Origin of the sequence: Psittacicella melopsittaci (assembly GCF_003585925.1) — a bacterium.
Lineage (GTDB): Bacteria > Pseudomonadota > Gammaproteobacteria > Enterobacterales > Psittacicellaceae > Psittacicella > Psittacicella melopsittaci.
Window position 1 is genome coordinate 1 of sequence record NZ_NRJH01000004.1, and the last position, 18,413, is coordinate 18,413.

Annotated in this window: 4 protein-coding genes; 1 reads left to right on the forward strand and 3 read right to left on the reverse strand. The window is 40.1% G+C overall.

The features are described from left to right. The 3 genes from CJP74_RS08025 to CJP74_RS00435 form a co-directional block, all read right to left on the reverse strand. Window positions 1-200: hypothetical protein (locus CJP74_RS08025; RefSeq protein WP_222986791.1), on the reverse strand; the 200-nt coding region annotated here is incomplete at its 3' end. A 27-nt stretch (window positions 201-227) separates the two neighbouring features. Next, window positions 228-602: a hypothetical protein gene (locus tag CJP74_RS00430; RefSeq protein WP_222986792.1), complete on the reverse strand. Its 375-nt coding sequence runs from the start codon at window positions 600-602 to the stop codon at window positions 228-230. Window positions 603-695: 93 nt separating this feature from the next. Further along, entirely contained in the window at window positions 696-938 is a 243-nt protein-coding gene (locus tag CJP74_RS00435; protein WP_147397030.1) for a hypothetical protein, read from the reverse strand. A gap of 25 nt (window positions 939-963) precedes the next feature. Between CJP74_RS00435 and CJP74_RS00440 the strand changes: the two genes are divergently transcribed. Beyond that, window positions 964-18,339, forward strand: coding sequence for an S-layer family protein (locus CJP74_RS00440; protein ID WP_119496307.1), 17,376 nt, complete (start codon window positions 964-966; stop codon window positions 18,337-18,339). The last annotated feature ends 74 nt before the right edge of the window (window positions 18,340-18,413 follow it).

An 18,413-nucleotide genomic window follows, 5' to 3' on the forward strand; every position in this document is an offset into this window, starting at 1 on the left:
ACTAATGTTGATGCAGAAAGATGAACTCTAGTTGCAAAAGGCTCAATTGAAGTTAAAGCAGCAAAAGGCAATGTAACAGGCCAAGATCTGAACAGTAGTTCTCGTGAGGCTGGAGTAGCTATTGCCGCAAACAATGTAACTCTAAACAGTTCAACAGTTAATGCCTCAACAGCGGCTAACTTAACGGCAAGCAATAACATTAGCTTAACTAACACTAAAGTTAACGCTCAAACAGGCAATGTTGACTTAAATGCAACTAACAATATCAACCTTGAAAATAGCAATGTAAGTGCGAATGCACCAGATGCTAAAGTTAATGTAATCGCAACTAACGGTAACTTAACGGCAACTAACAGTAACATTACTGCTACTGCAGGCGGAGTAAATGTAACTGTAGGTAAAGACGTAATTACAAGCGATAGTAACCTAACTGCAGAAGATGCAATCAGCATTAATGCAACTAACATTACAGGTTCTAATACTTCAATTACTACTACAGGTACTGATGCTGACATTACCTTAAATGCAAGCAATAACCTAAGCCTCAGCAATAAATCTAAAGTTGAAGCTACAGGTAATGCAACCCTAACTGCAAAAGACAATCTGAATGTAGATAACGCTACAGTTACAGCTTCAACTGGTAGTGCGGATATTAAAGGTGCGAATGTAACCCTAAATAACAGCTGTGTAACAGCTCACGTTAATGCAAGTGTTAATGCATCTGGTACCTTAACTACAACTAACACAACAGTTACAGCAACAACTGGTAGTGCAGATGTTAAAGGTAAGGATGTAACTCTAACTAACAGCACGGTAACGGCTGAAGTTAATGCAAGTGTTAATGCTTCAGGTACTTTAAAAGCAACTAATACTACAGTTTCAGCAAAAGATGGTGATGCTGATGTTAAAGGTACTGACGTAACTCTAACTAACAGCACGGTAACAGCTGAAGGTAATGCAAGTGTGAATGCTTCAGGTACTTTAAAAGCAACCAACACAACAGTTTCAGCTGCAAACGGTGATGCGGATGTTAAAGGTACTGATGTAACTCTAAATAAAGTAAATGTTACAGGTGCAACTAATGCTAATGTAACTGCTTCAGGTGAGTTAACAGCAAATAACACTACAGTAACTGCATCTACTGGTAACGCTACAGTTAAAGGTAAAGGTGTAACTCTAACTGACAGCTGTGTATCAGCGAACACTAATGCAAACGTAAGCTCAACTGCGGCTTTAACTGCAACTAATACAACAGTTAACGCTGAAACAGGTAATGCTGATGTATCAGGTACTGACGTAAACTTAAATAAAGTAAATGTTACAGGTGCAACTAATGCTAATGTAACGGCTACAGGTACCTTAACCGCAACTGATACTAAAGTTGACGCTACTGCAGGTAACGCAAGCGTTAAAGGTGACGGAGTAACTCTAACTAACAGCTGTGTATCAGCGAACACTAATGCAAACGTAAGCTCAACTGCGGCTTTAACTGCAACTAATACAACAGTTAACGCTACAAAAGGTAATGCTGATGTATCAGGTACTGAAGTAAGCTTAACTAAAGCAAATGTTACAGGTGCAACTAATGCGAATGTAACTGCTACAGGTACCTTAACGGCAACTGATACTAAAGTTGAGGCTACAGCAGGTAACGCTACAGTTAAAGGTGACGGAGTAACTCTAACTAACAGCTGTGTAACAGCTCAAGATAACGCGAATGTAAGCTCAACAGGTGCTTTAACAGCGACTAATACAACAGTTAACGCTGAAACAGGTAATGCTGATGTATCAGGTACAGATGTAACTCTAACTAAAGCAAATGTTACAGGTGCAACTAATGCGAATGTAACTGCTACTGGTGAGCTTAATTCAACTAACACTGTAGTTAACGCAACTAAAGGTAACACTGCATTAACAGGTGATGAAGTTAAATTAACTAACAGCACAGTAAGTGCACGTGACAACGTAAACGTAAGTGCAAAAGCTAACTTAACAGTAACTAACTCTACAGTTAATGCAAGCCAAGGTAATGCAGACCTTAAAGCTCAAAACAACGTAACCTTAAATGGTTCAAGTGTGTCAGCTAATGCTGAAGGAGCTAAGGTTAATGTAACTGCTACTACAGGTGACTTAACTACAACTAACGCTAACATTAGTGCAACTAACGGCAGTGTTAATGTAACCGTAGGTAACAATGTAAGCTCAACTACGACTAACATCACTTCACGTGATAGCCTCGTAGTTAATGCGCAAAACATTGACCTAAATAACACTACAGTTAATGCAACTGGTGCTAAATCTAATGTTGAGTTAACAGCTGCTAAGGCACTTAAAGCAACTAATGGCACAAGCATTGATGCTACAGGTAACGCTAGCCTAGTAGCTAAAGCAGGTGATCTAACTCTAAGCGAAACTACAGTAAACACTACAAATGGTAATGTAACTGTAGATGCTCAAGCAGGTAATGTAAGCTTTAGTGCATCACCAATTAGCTCAGGTAACAACATTACTATCACTGCTGCGAAGAACATTACAGGTGCAGTAGTTAAAGGTTCAGGCTCACAATTAACAGCTGAACAAAACATTGTTGTTAAAGCAGGTGGTAACCTAACTCTACCTAACGCAAGCTTAACGGCAAATGCAGGTAGCGTAGAAGTTACAGCGAAAAATAACATTAACCTTGCAAATGCAAGTGCGTCAGCTGCTAAAGATATTGATGTGAACTCTACTTCAGGTGCAATTACAGCAACTAACGGTAGCTATACTTCAAGAGCTGCAAATGTTAACTTCTCAGCAGAGGACCCAACTAACGGTACCTTAACTCTAGACAATGTAAGCGTTTACTCGCCTACAGCTGGTATTAACGTTAAAGTTGGTAAAGATGTAAATGCAACTGACAGTAATCTAACTGCAGATAATGCAATTAGCATTAATGCAACTAACATTACAGGTTCTAACACTTCGATTACCACTACAGGTACTGATGCTGACATTACTTTAAATGCTACTAATAACCTCAGCCTAACGAATGGTTCTAAAGTAGTATCAACAGGTAACGCAAGCTTTACAGGTAGAGATGTAACTCTAAGTGAAACTACAGTTACGGCGTCTGGTAATGTAACGGCTACTGCAGGTAATAACTTAACCTTCACAGCTTCGCCAATTACTTCTAACAAAGGTGATATCACCTTAACAGCAGAGCAAAACATTAAAGGTGTTGCGGTTGAGGGTGGTAAATCTGAGCTTAACGCAAGCAGTGGTAATGTAACAGTTACAGCTAAAGCTGGTAATGTTTCTCTACCAAATGCGAATGTAACGGCGGGAGATCGTGCGGTAATCACGGCAGGTCAAGCTGTTGACTTAAACAGCTCAGTAGTTAAAGCAGTAAATGAAGTTAATGTAACTGCGACAGCTGGAGACATTAATGCTGTAGGTACTAACCTAACTGCAACTGCAGAGAAGGGTAATGTAGTAGTGAATGCTAAAGAGGCAAGCTTAATTGCAACTAATAGCAATATCTCTGCTAACACCGTAGCAATTAATGTAGGTAAAGACATCAATGCAACTAGTTCAAACATTAGAAGTAATGAAGCTCTTAACCTTAAAGCGAAAAACATTAACCTTGACAACACTTCAGCAGTGTCAGCTAAAGGTGAAGTTAACGCAACAGCTACGGCAGAGTTAAATATCACTAACAGCTCAGTAGTTTGTGGTACAGATGTAACTCTAGCTGGTGCAAATGTAACGGTTAACAAATCTACAGTTACGGCAACAAGTGAGAACATCACTATTGCTGCAACTAAAGCAGTTAACTTAACAAGCACTACCGCTAATGCTGCTAACCACACCTTTGTGCGTGGTAGCTCAATTGATATAACTGACGGTACTTTAGAAGCAACTAAAGGAGAAATCTCTTTAGGTAACCTAAGCACACAAACAACTAACCTCAGCTCAACAAGCTTAGTTGCAGGTAAAGATGTAAGTGTATCAGGTGATAAAGGTGTTAACCTCTCTGCAACAACAGTTAACGCAGGTCAAGACCTTAACTTAAGTGCTCCTAACGGTACAGTTAATATCACCAATAACTCGAATTTACGTGCAGAGCGTTCAATTAATGTAACTGCTCAAAGCGTTAAATTTAACAACACTGTATTAAATGCAGCAACAACAATTGGGGTAAATGCAACACAAACTAATGTTGAGGCAGAAAACTCAACTCTAGTTGCAAACGGCTCAATTGAAGTTAAAGCTGCAAAAGGCAATGTAACAGGCCAAGCTCTGAACCTTACTTCTCGTGAGGCTGGAGTAGCTATTGCCGCAAGCAATGTAACTCTAAACAATTCAACAGTTAATGCCTCAACTGAAGCTAACTTAACGGCAAGCAATAACATTAGCTTAACTAACACTAAAGTTAATGCTCAAACTGGCAATGTTGAATTAAATGCAACTAACAATGTAAATCTTGAGCACAGCAATGTAAGTGCAAATGCTCAAGGTGCTAAAGTTAATGTAACTGCTACAGCTGGTAACTTCACTGCAACTAACAGTAACATTACTGCTACTGCAGGCGGAGTAAATGTAACTGTAGGTCAAGATGTAATTGCAAGCGACAGTAACTTAACTGCAAAAGATGCAATCAGCATTAATGCAACTAACATTACAGGTTCTAACACTTCAATTACTACTACAGGTGACAAGGCTGACATTACCTTAAATGCAAGAAACAACCTCAGCCTCAACAATAAATCTAAAGTTGAAGCTACAGGTAATGCAACGTTAACTGCAACTGACACGCTAAATGTAGATAACTCTACAGTTACGGCACAAGCAGGTAACGCAAGCTTAACTGCAAAAGATATTGCTTTAACTAATAGCACAGTAACAGCACAAGGTAATGCAAGTGTTAATGCAACTGGTACTTTAACTGCAACTAATGCTACAGTTACAGCAACAACTGGTAGTGCGGATGTTAAAGGTAAGGATGTAACACTAAATAACAGCAGTGTAACAGCTAACGTTAATGCAAGTGTTAATGCATCAGGTACTTTAACTGCAACTAATGCTACAGTTTCTGCTACAACTGGTGATGCTGATGTTAAAGGAACTGCAGTAACTCTAACTAACAGCACGGTAACAGCAGCAGGTAATGCAAGTGTTAATGCTTCAAGTACTTTAACTGCAACTAATACAACAGTTACAGCCAAAGCTGGTGACGCTGACGTTAAAGGTACTGAGGTAACTCTAAATAAAGTAAATGTTACAGCTGCTAAGAATGCGAATGTAACAGCTTCAGAAACTTTAACTGCAGACAACACTACAGTTACTGCAACTGCAGGTGATGCGACTGTTAAAGGTACTGACGTAACTCTAACTAAAGTTAATGTTACAGGTACAACTAATGCTAATGTAACAGCTTCTGGTACTTTAACTGCAACTGATACTAAAGTTAAGGCAACAACTGGTAACGCAACAGTTACAGGTGCGCAAGTAACTCTAACTAACAGCAGTGTAGATGCTCAAGTTAATGCAAATGTTTCTGCAACTAACAAGTTAGAAGCAACTAACACAACAGTTAACGCAACAACTGGCAATGCTGATGTTAAAGGTGCTGAGGTAACTCTAGATAAAGTAAATGTAACAGCTGCTAAGAATGCGAATGTAACAGCTTCAGATGCTTTAACTGCAGACAACACTACAGTTACTGCAACTGCAGGTGACGCGACTGTTAAAGGTACTGACGTAACTCTAACTAAAGCAAATGTTACAGGTGCAACTAATGCGAATGTAACAGCTTCAGGTACTTTAACTGCAACTGATACTAAAGTTAAGGCAACAACTGGTAATGCTACAGTTACAGGTGCGCAAGTAGCTCTAACTAACAGCAGTGTAGATGCTCAAGTTAACGCAAATGTTTCTGCAACTAACAAGTTAGAAGCAACTAACACAACAGTTAATGCAACAACTGGTAATGCTGATGTTAAAGGTGCGCAAGTAACTCTAACTAACAGCGGTGTAACAGCGAACGTTAACGCGAACCTAAGCTCAACTGGTGCTTTAACTGCAACTAATACAACAGTAACAGCATCTACAGGTGACGCTACAGTTAAAGGTACAGACGTAACTCTAACTAAAGCAAATGTTACAGGGGCAACTAATGCAAATGTAACAGCTACTGCTGAGCTTAATGCAACTAACACTGTAGTTAAGGCAACTAAAGGTAACACTAGCCTAACTGGTACTGAAGTTAAATTAACTAACAGCACTGTAAGTGCTCAAGTAAATACTAAAGTAGTTGCTTCAGAAAATCTTAACGCAACTAACACTACAGTTACGGCAACTACAGGTAATGTAGACCTAACTGCAGATAAGAACTTAAACTTAAATAACACTAATGTAGCTGCAAATGCAGAAGGTGCTAAAGTTAACCTAAGTGCAACTAACGGTGACTTAACCGCAACTAACGCCAACATTACCGCAACCTTAGGTAGCGTAAACGTTACTGTAGGTAATAATGTTTCAGCTACAAGTTCGAATATTACTTCGAACCAAGCTCTAGAGATAGATGCTAAAAATATCGATCTAGATAGTACTGAAGTTAATGCTACAGGTACTAATGCAGATGTTAGCCTAACCGCTAAAGCAAACCTAAGCTTACGTAATGGTACAAGTGTTACTTCAACAGGCAATGCAAGCTTAACAGGTACAGATGTAACTCTAAGTCAAACAACTGTAACTGCAACTAAGAATGTAAATGCGACAGCAAGTAACAACCTAACCTTTACCGCTTCGCCAATTACTTCTAACGAAGGTGATATCACCTTAACTGCAGGTAATAATGTTTACGGTGAAGCTACAGCTGCTAATAAATCACAATTAAATGCTGTTAAAGGTAATGTAAGCGTAACAGCACAAACAGGTAATGTAACCTTACCTAATGCTAATGTTAATGCAGGTAACCGTGCAGTAATCTCTGCAGGTAAAGCGGTTGACTTAAACAGCTCGGTAGTTAATGCAGTAAATGAAGTTAATGTAACTGCAACTGCAGGTGACATTAATGCTGTAGGTACTAACCTCACTGCAACTGCACAAGACGGTAAAGTAGTAGTGAATGCTACAACGGCAAGCTTAATTGCAACTAATAGCAATATCTCTGCTCACACCGTAGCAATTAATGTAGGTGAGAACATCAATGCAACTAATTCAAACATTAGAAGTAATGAAGCTCTTAACCTTAAAGCGAAAAACATTAACCTTGACAACACTGCAGCAGTGTCAGCTAAAGGTGAAGTTAACGCTACAGCAACCGCAGAGTTAAATATCACTAATGGTTCGGTAGTTTGTGGTACATCAGTAACTCTAGCAGGTGATAACGTAAGAGTTAACCAAGCTACAGTTAAGGCTACAGGTGACAACCTCACCATTACCGCAAATGAAACAGTTAGCCTAACAGGTGTTAATGCTTCAGCAAGCAATAACGCTCTGGTACGTGGTAAAGCTCTAGTAGTAAACAACACTAACCTAGCAACAACGACCGGAGACATCTCTCTCGGTAATGAAACTACGGCAACTACTGCGGTTACAGGTAGCAACCTCACAGCTGTTGCAGGTAATGTAAGCTTACGTGGCAATAGTTTTGTGAATGTTACTGGTACTAAAGTTAAAGCTGGTAAAGATATTAACTTCAGTGCTCCAGAGGGTACAGTTAATATCACTAATAGCGACAATATCCGTGCTGATAGATCTATTAACCTTACAGCGCAAAGCATTATCCTCAACAACAGTGGATTAAATGCTGCAACTACTATAGGTTTAAATGCTACAGTTGCTGATGTTGAAGCTAATAACGCTACTTTAGTAGCAAACTCTTCGGTTGAAGTTAAAGCTAAAGGTAATGTAAGTGCAACTAGCCTCAACATTACTGCAGGTGAACACGCATTTGTTTCAGCAACAAATGTAAGCTTAAATAGCTCTACCGTTAATGCAACAGCAACAAACTTAACTGCAACACAAAACCTAAGCCTCACAAATACAAGTGTGATCGCGAGAACTGGTAATGCAGATTTAGGTGCACAAAACAACGTAACCTTAAATGGTTCAAGTGTGTCAGCTAATGCTGAAGGAGCTAAGGTTAATGTAACTGCAACTACAGGTGACTTAACTACAACTAACGCTAACATTAGTGCAACTAACGGCAGTGTTAATGTAAATGTAGGTAACAATGTAAGCTCAACTACTACTAACATCACTTCGCGTGATAGCCTCGTAGTTAATGCCCAAAACATTGACCTCAACAACACAACAGTTAATGCAACTGGTGCTAACTCTAATGTTGAGTTAACAGCTGCTAAGGCACTTAAAGCAACTAATGGCACAAGCATTGATGCTACAGGTAACGCTAGCCTAGTAGCTAAAGCAGGTGATCTAACTCTAAGCGAGACTACAGTAAACACTACAAATGGTAATGTAACTGTAGATGCTACAGCTGGTAATGTAAGCTTTAGTGCATCACCAATTAACTCAGGTAACAACATTACTATCACCGCTGCGAAGAACATTACAGGTGCAGTAGTAGACGGTAAAGGCTCTGAGTTAACCGCAAAACAAAACATTGTTGTTAAAGCAGGTGAGAACTTAAGTCTACCTAATGCGAGCCTCACAGCTAAAGAAGGTAGCGTAACAGTTAATGCAACTAATGACATTAACTTAACTAACGCAAACGCTAATGCTGAGCAAAACATTGATGTAAACTCAAGCCAAGGTGCTATTACAGCAACTAACGGTAGTTATAAATCAGCAAATGCAAATGTTAACTTCTCAGCAGAGGACCCAACTAACGGTACCTTAACTCTAGACAATGTAAGCGTTTACTCGCCTACAGCTGGAATTAACGTTAAAGTTGGTAAAGATGTAAATGCAACTGACAGTAATCTAACTGCAGCTAATGCAATTAGCATTAATGCAAACAACATTACTGGTTCTAATACTTCAATTACCACTACAGGTACTGATGCTGACATTACTTTAAATGCAAGCAACAACCTCAGCCTCAGCAACAACTCTAAAGTTGAAGCTAAAGGTAATGCAACGCTAACTGCAACTAATGTAACTCTTGCGAATACAAGCGTTACAGCTAATAGCAATGTAAACGTAACAGCAACTAATAAACTAGAAACAAATAACTCTAGCCTAGTTGCAACTACAGGAAATGCTACAGTTACAGGTGCAGAGGTAGCTCTAACTAACAGCTGTGTAACAGCTCAAGGTAATGCAAGTGTTAATGCAACTGGTACCTTAACTGCAACTAATACAACAGTTACAGCAACTGGTAATGCTACAGTTAAAGGAGCTGATGTATCTCTAACTAAAGCTCAAGTTAAAGGTGCAAACGTTAATGTTTCAGCAACTAACAAGTTAGAAGCAACTAACACAAGCGTAACAGCAACAACTGGTAATGCAGATGTTAAAGGTGCAGATGTAACTCTAACTAATAGCTCAGTAACGGCAAACGTTAATGCTAATGTTTCAGCAACTAACAAGTTAGAAGCAACTAACACAAGCGTAACAGCAACAACTGGCAATGCTGAGGTTAAAGGTGCAGATGTAACTCTAACTAATAGCACAGTAACAGCTCACGTTAACGCTAACGTTTCAGCAACTAACAAGTTAGAAGCAACTAACACAAGCGTAACAGCAACAACTGGTAATGCAGATGTTAAAGGTGCAGAGGTATCTCTAACTAACAGCTCAGTAACAGCTGAAGTTAACGCTAATGTTTCAGCGACTAACAAGTTAGAAGCAACTAACACAAGTGTAACCGCAACAACTGGTAATGCTGATGTTAAAGGTGCAGATGTAACTCTAACTAATAGCACAGTAACAGCTCACGTTAACGCTAACGTTTCAGCAACTAACAAGTTAGAAGCAACTAACACAAGCGTAACAGCAACAACTGGTAATGCTGATGTTAAAGGTGCTGATGTAACTCTAACTAACAGCACAGTAACAGTGAACGTTAACGCTAATGTTTCAGCAACTAACAAGTTAGAAGCAACTAACACCAGCGTAACCGCAACAACTGGTAATGCTGATGTTAAAGGTACAGATGTAACTCTAACTAACAGCTCAGTAACGGCTAACGTTAATGCTAATGTTTCAGCAACTAACAAGTTAGAAGCAACTAACACTACAGTTACTGCAACAACTGGTGACGCTGAGGTTTCAGGTGCGGATGTAACTCTAACTAAAGCTCAAGTTACAGGTGCAAACAATGCTAATGTAACTGCTTCAGGTAGCTTAACAGCAACTGATACTAAAGTTAACGCAACTGCTGGTAACGCAACAGTTACAGGTGCAGAGGTAGCTCTAACTAACAGCTGTGTAACAGCTCAAGTTAATGCAAACGTTTCAGCAACTGGTAGCTTAACAGCAACTAACACTACAGTTACTGCAACAACTGGTGACGCTCAAGTTTCAGGTGAAGATGTAACTCTAATTAAAGCTCAAGTTACAGGTGCAAACAATGCTAATGTAACTGCTTCAGGTAGCTTAACTGCAACTGATACTAAAGTTAACGCAACTGCAGGTAACGCAACAGTTACAGGTGCAGAGGTAGCACTAACTAACAGCACAGTAACAGCTAAGGTTAACGCTAACGTTTCTGCAACTGGTAGCTTAACTGCAACTAACACTACAGTTACTGCAACAACTGGTGATGCTGAGGTTTCAGGTGCGGATGTAACTCTAACTAAAGCTCAAGTAACAGGTGCAACTAATGCTAATGTAACCGCTACAAGTAAACTAGAAGTTACTGACAGCAAGGTTAATGCAACTTCAGGTAACACAAGTCTAAGTGGTACAGATGTTAACTTAACCAACAGTACAGTAACGGCTCAAGGTCATGTAAACGTAAGTGCTTCTAACAACCTTAACGCAACTAACTCTACAGTTAGTGCAACTACAGGTAATGTAGAGCTTACTGCGAACCAAGAGCTCAACCTAGATAACTCTAATGTAGCGGCTAATGCAGAGGGTGCTAAAGTTAATCTAACTGCAACTACAGGCAACCTCACGGCAAACAATAGCAACATTAGTGCAACTGCAGGTAGCGTAAATGTTAAAGTTGCCCAAAACGTTAATGCAACTACCACCAACATTACCGCAAGAGAGTCACTCAATATTGAGGCAAATAACATTGACCTAAATAACTCTCTCGTTAATGCTACAGGTGACAAGGCTAATGTAACTCTTACAGCAGCTAATAACCTCAACCTCAGCAATGGTTCACAGGTTCTAGCAACAGGTAATGCAAGCTTAACGGGTGTTGATGTAACTCTAAATCAAACTACAGTTACAGCAACTAACAATGTGAGTGTAAGTGCTTCTAACAACCTTACTTTCACAGCTTCACCAATTACTTCGAACGAAGGTGACATTAGCTTAACGGCAGAGCAAAACATCCAAGGTATTGCCGTTGAGGGTGGTAAATCTGAACTCAACGCAAGCAGAGGTAATGTAACAGTTACAGCTAAAGCTGGTAATGTTTCTCTACCTAATGCTAATGTAACGGCAGGAGATCGTGCGGCAATTACGGCAGGTCAAGCTGTTGACTTAAACAGCTCGGTAGTAACAGCAGTAAATGAAGTTAATGTAACAGCAACTGCAGGTGACATTAATGCTGTAGGTACTAACCTCACCGCAACTGCAACTGACGGTAAAGTTGTAATTAACACTACCTCAAGTAGCCTAATTGCAACTAACTCGAACATAGCTGCTAATAGCGTAGCGATTAATGTAGGTGAGAACATCAATGCAACTAACTCAAGCATTAGAAGTAATGAGGCTCTTAACCTTAAAGCGAAAAACATTAACCTTGACAACACTTCAGCTGTGTCAAGCCAAGGTGAAGTTAACGCTACAGCAAGCGCTGAGTTAAATATCACTAATAGCTCGGTTGTTTGTGGTACAGCTGTAACTCTAGCTGGAGCAAATGTAACGGTAAGTCAAGCTACAGTTAATGCAACTGGTGAGAACATCACTATTGCTGCAACTAAAGCAGTGAACTTAAGCAGTACAACTGCTCAAGCAGCGAACCACACCTTTGTGCGTGGGGAAACTATTGCAATTAACCAAGGTAGTTTAGGGGCAACTAAAGGAGATATTTCTTTAGGTGATACTAACACCCAAGCTACAGACATTACGGGAGCAAGCCTAAACGCAAGCCAAGGTAATGTAAGTGTAAGTGGCAATAACTTTGTTAATGTTTCACAAACACAAATTCATGCAGGTTTAGACCTCAACCTAAGTGCACCGCAAGGTACAGTTAATATTTCTAATGCGCAAAATATTCGTGCAGAGAGATCTATTAACCTCACGGCGCAAAGCGTAAGCTTAAATAGCGCTGTGCTTAATGCAGGGACAACCATTGGTGTAAATGCAACGCAAACCAATGTAGAAGCAACAGATGCTACTCTAGTAGCAAATGGCTCAATTGAAGTTAAAGCACAAGGGCAAGTAAATGCTAATGCTCTGAACCTAACTTCACAACAAAGCTCTACATTTGTGCAAGGACAAGAGATTAATCTTGCAGACAGTGTAGTTAATGCCGCAACAAGTGTGAACCTCACGGCAAGTCAAGGAGTTAACTTAACTAACAGTCAAGTTAATGCCCATGAACAAAACGTGAGTGTAACAGGTGATACGGTTAACCTAACTAATACTCAGGTTAAAGCAGCTACAGATGTTGCTATTGAGGCAGCAAGTGATCTCAACCTTAACAACAGCAAGGTAGAGGCAACTACAGGTACAGTTGACTTAAATGCAACTAACAACCTGAACCTCAAGGCAACTAATGTAAGTGCTCAGGCACAAGATGCAAGAGTTAATCTCAAGGCTGCAAATGGTAATATCAGCACAACTAATAGCAATATTAGTGCAGCTAACGGCACTGTTAATGTTCAAGCAGGCATTAATGTAAGTGCAACAAGCAGCAATATTACCGCATGTCAAAGCCTGGAGATTACCGCACAAAACATTGAGGTAAATAACAGCCTAGTTAATGCGACGGGTACTGACTCTCAAGTTAGTCTCAAAGCGCAAAACAACCTCAGCCTCAGCAACAACTCTGCAGTGACAGCAACAGGTAATGCAAGCTTAAGTGCAAGCAATATTACCCTAAGTCAAACGCAAGTTAAGGCTGGCGATGTAACGGCAACAGCAAGCAATAACCTTACTTTCTCAGCTTCGCCAATTACCGCAACAACAGGAAATATTAGCTTAAGAGCAGAACAAGATATTATTGGTATTACGCAAGAGGGTGAAAAAGCTATCCTTACTGCAGAACAAGGTAATATCACAGTGACAGCTCAAGGTAATGTGTCCTTACCAAATGCGCAAATTGAGGCAGGAGATAATGCAGTAGTAACTGCAGGTGAGAATGTGGACTTAAACTCTTCGGGAGTATCGGCAACTAATAACGTTAGCGTAACTGCAAGCAGAGGAGCAATTGCAGCTTCGGGCGGTAATTACAACTCAAGCAACGCTAATGTGGTAATGACAGCTAATGCTTCAATTACTTTTGCTAACTCCAATGCTTATGCAACTAAGGGTAATGTAGAGTTCACCAGCAAGGATGCGCAAGCTAACTTCACCGCTACAGGTTCGAACATCAATGCAACTAGCGTAGCTGTGAGTGCTGCTAATAACATTAATTTCACTAACACTAATGTAAGTTCGGTAAATAGTTTAGCTCTCAACGCCAATAACATTAGCCTTGAAGCTTCAAACTTAACCACTTCAGGTGAACAAAGTGCAATTAATCTAACCGCAGTGAACAACCTCAGTGTAGCTAATGGTAGCTTAACAACTCGTGCTGATGTTAACCTTAAAGCAGGTAACAACCTCAGCGTGACGAACAATAGCCTCACTACCGCTACAGGTGCAGTGGCTCTTGAAGGTGGAGACGTAAGTCTCAACCAGGCTGCAATTACTGCTCAAGGCAATATTAGCTTACAAGCAACGCAAGCTAATGTAAGCATTAGTGCTTCGCCTCTCAGCTCAACTGCAGGTGATGTAGTTGTTGCCGCAGAGCAAAATGTAGTAGGTAACATTATTCAAGGTCAAGGTTCGTTAATTACCGCGGCTAACAATGTAAGCGTGAGTGCGCGTACAGGTAATGTATCTCTACCAAATGCAACGGTTATTGCCCAAAATGGTAATGCAAGTGTACTAGCTGTTGCAGGAGAGGTTAACCTCAGCCAGTCAGGCATTAGTGCACAACGCCAAGTAAATGTTGAGGCACAAAACAATCTAGTTGCTACAGGTGGTACTTATCAGTCGAACACTACAGATGTAGTCTTCTGCGCAACTGCGGGCTGTGTAAGCTTAGCTGACGCTAAAGTTTATGCTAACCAAGGTGCATTCAAAGTTACGGCAAATGAATTTGAGGCAAATAACACCTTAATTGCTAGCCGTGATGATCTCAATATAAGTGCAACGCGCGTAGACGTGTCTAATGGCTCTAACTTTACTACAAGTCAAGGTAGCGTAAATGTTCAAGCGAGCAACATTAGCGTAAATGCTTCGGCAATTACCGCTAACCAAGAAATCTCCTTAGGAACATTAGCAACCCAAAACACAACGATTACTGGTTCTACTTTAGTAACAACCCATGGTGATTTAAGTGTTACAGGGGACCAAGAGCTAACTTCGACTAATAGCAGTTATCAAGCAGGTCGTGATCTCAACCTTGCATCACCAAATGGTAGTGTAGTAGTAAACAATGGTACCTTAACTGCAGTAAGATCGATTAATCTCACTGCTCCAAATCTAAGCTTAAATGACAACGCAACAGTTATTGCTTCTAACCTAGGTATAGAAACAGTTAACTTTAGCGTAACTAACGGAGCTAACTTAAATGCAACTAACAATGTGGCGGTGAATGCAACCACCATTACCAGCCAAGGTCTCAATGTTAATGCAGAAAATGCTTCCTTAAGTGCAGTTAATATAAGCTTAACTGGTGGTACGATTAATGGTACTAAAGCAGTTACTCTAAGTGCTAAAGACAACCTCACTACTAACGCAACCAACCTAGTTTCTGAAAACGGTGATGTTGCCTTAAATGCAAACAACCTCTCAGTAACTGCAGGTCAAGTTAAAGGTGAGAACTTAAGCCTAACTGCCAATGCTACTACAAGTGTTGCAGGTGCGAGCCTTGTAGCTACTGCGAAACAAAACGGTCAAGTGGTAGTTAAAGGTAAGGATACTAACCTAGATAACACAAGTATTAGCGCTACAGCTGGAACAAATGCAAGCGTAAGCATCCTAGCTCAAGGTGGAGATGTTAAAGTAGTTAACTCTACAGTTAGCCAAGCAGCTCACTTAAATGTAACAGGTAACAATGTTAGCCTCACAACTTCGAGCTTCCAGGGTGATGACTCAGGTAAAGCGATAATTAATGCTACGGCAGGTGATGTAACACTTAATGCAACAAGTGTAACTAACTACACGCCAACGCAAATTAGCGCAAGCCAAGGTAATATTACCCTCGAAAACCAAACTAAAGTTGAAACTAACAGCGATCTAACTTTAAGTGCAGGTGATAAAGCAACAGTAGTTGACTCTAGCATTAAAGCAAGCACAGTTACGCTCACAAGTCCAAATGCAACTACAGTAGCTAACGCAACTGTTACAGCAACAGGCAACGTAACTCTTGAGACTACAGCTGGAAATACGCAAGTAAGCAACGCAAGCTTAGTATCACAAGCAAACAATGTAACAGTTACAGGTAAAGAAGGAGTAACTCTAGCTAACACTAGTGTTACAGCTCAAGATAATGTAACTCTAGCATCTGCAAATGGTGCGGTAACTGTGAATAGCAGTAACCTCAGCACTAATGCAAATGTGAACCTTACTGCTCAAGCTAATGCAAGCGTAAGTAACAGCAATGTTACTGGTAAAGCTGGAGTTACCGTGAAGGCTAACGGCACAATCAGTGGGGAAGCTTCTAACTTCACTACTGAAAATGCTCTAAGCTTCACAGGTAACCAAGGCGTTAACCTAAATGCTTCGAACCTCAGTGCGCAAACAGCTCTAACGCTTGATTCTGCAAATGGTTCCGTAACTGTGAATAGCAGTAACCTCAGCACTAATGCAAGCGTGAACATTGCTGCTCAAGCTAATGTAAGCGTAAGCAACAGTAACCTAGCAGCAAACAATGCGGTAAATGTAGAAGCAACTAATGGTACGGCAAGTGTTAATGCTACTAATGTAGCTGCTACTACAGGTTCGGTTAATGTTACTGGTAAGCAAGGTGCTAACCTCGGAAACGGTACTACAGTAACAGCTGCCCAAAACGTTACAGTTAATGCAACTAACGGTTCAATTAGCGTTGAGGGTGCAAATGTAACTGCAGCTAGTGGTACAGTTAACTTTACTGCTCAAGAGAATACTTCTCTAACTAACAGTAATGTAGCTGCCTACAATGCCGTAAACGTAAGAGCAATTAATGGCACGGCAAGTGTTAATGCTACTAATGTAGCTGCGACTACGGGCTCGGTAAATGTAACTGGTGAGCAAGGAGCTAACCTAGGTAATGGTACTAATGTAACCGCAGCCCAAAACGTTACCGTTAATGCAACTAAGGGTGCAACTACAGTTGAGGGAGCAAATGTAACCGCAACTAGTGGTGTAGTTGAGATTACCGCTCAAGACAAGGCTCGCGTAGCAAACAGCAATGTTTCTGGTAGCCAAGGAGTTAAGGTACAAGCAACTCAAGGTGGTATTGATATAAGTGCAACTAACTTAACTACCGCAAATGGTGAAGTTAAGGTAATTGCAGAACAAGCAGTTAATATCACTCAAGGTTCAACTCTTGACTCTGCGTCTAAAGTACGTATTTACTCAGCAAATGAAAGCGTTAATATCGCGAGCACCAATATTACCGCTCCGGTTGATATAGATGTAGATGCTAAATCTGCAATTAACCTCAGCGATAACACTAATTTAGTTGCTAATACTAATGTGTCATTAGTGGCTGCTCAAGGTAATATTAGTCTTGCAAATACTAGCGTAACTTCTCCAGATACAACCATTTCTTCTCCAAACGGAGCGGTAAATGTAACTAATACTAATGTTACTGGAGCAAGCATTAACATTACTGCAGGCGGTAATGTTGCGGTAATTGGTTCTAACTTAGTAGATCCACAAGCAACAGCTACCTCGAATAGTAAAGTGAGAATTGACAACAGTGGCGAACTTACAGTAAGCAACACCAACATTACAACAAGTGCGTTGGATGTAGATAGTAAAGCTGATATTAACATTACTAATACATGCGTAACTTCACATCACAACATCTCAATTGTTTCTAGTGAAGGTAATGCTTCAATAACGGGAGCTAACATGAGTTCACCTGATACTACCTTCTCTACTCCAAGTGGAGCGGTAAATATTTCGAATTCGAATATTACAGGTGAGATTCTCAATATCACAGCCCCAGATATTGTGATTAATGCTTCAAACGTATCGTTCAATAAGTCTATTGATATATACGTACCTTCAACACTTGAAGAGGGTGAAGAACCTATTTATGTTCCAGGTAATATTACCTTAAATAATACTAACCTCACGACTTCGTCTGGTGATGTGATTATTCACAACCCAGACGGTAATGTGACGGTAACTAATACAAGTATTACCTCTCCTAAAGGAGAAACTAATATTACTGGTGATCACGTTAACTTAACTGACTCGTCCTTTGTGGCAGATAACCAAACTATTATTTACAACAACTCAATTGTTAACCAAAGTAATAGTTTTACTAACAGTACTAACATTCCTAATGGACGTACAATTATCTGTCGCCTCTCTATCTACAACTGTGGTGAGAAAGAAAGAAGAGTTGGTCGTAAGGGACAAGGTCACGAGGACTATAAATATCAAGCTGTTCGTGACGCTGGTCGTGATGTTAAAACAGGAACTCCGATTTCAAGTGATGAAAAGAGCAATAATAGTGCAATCTTAGTTGAAAGTAGAAACAACAGAAATGCCCAAAGTACGGAACAAGAATATACGCTTACTAGTGAAGATGTAATTGTTCTCGAGCATTCTGGTGTATTCAAACTGGAAACCTGTGATATAGTTGTTAAAGAAATTCTCGAGGATTATGATCCGAGCAAATATACTGATCCTAGTGCTCATGCTCAATACCGAGATGAGGTTAAAGCAAGAGTAATGGCTTTAGGCATCAACCCATTAGATTTTGATAAATTTATTGAGGCATGCAGAAAGTACACCTATGGAAAATATAAACAACTGAAAAAAGAAAACAACAGTAAATAATAATTAATTAGTGAAGACAGTCCGCAAGGGCTGTCTTTTTTTTGTGGGGGTGGGGGGGGAGTATGGTAAAGAGG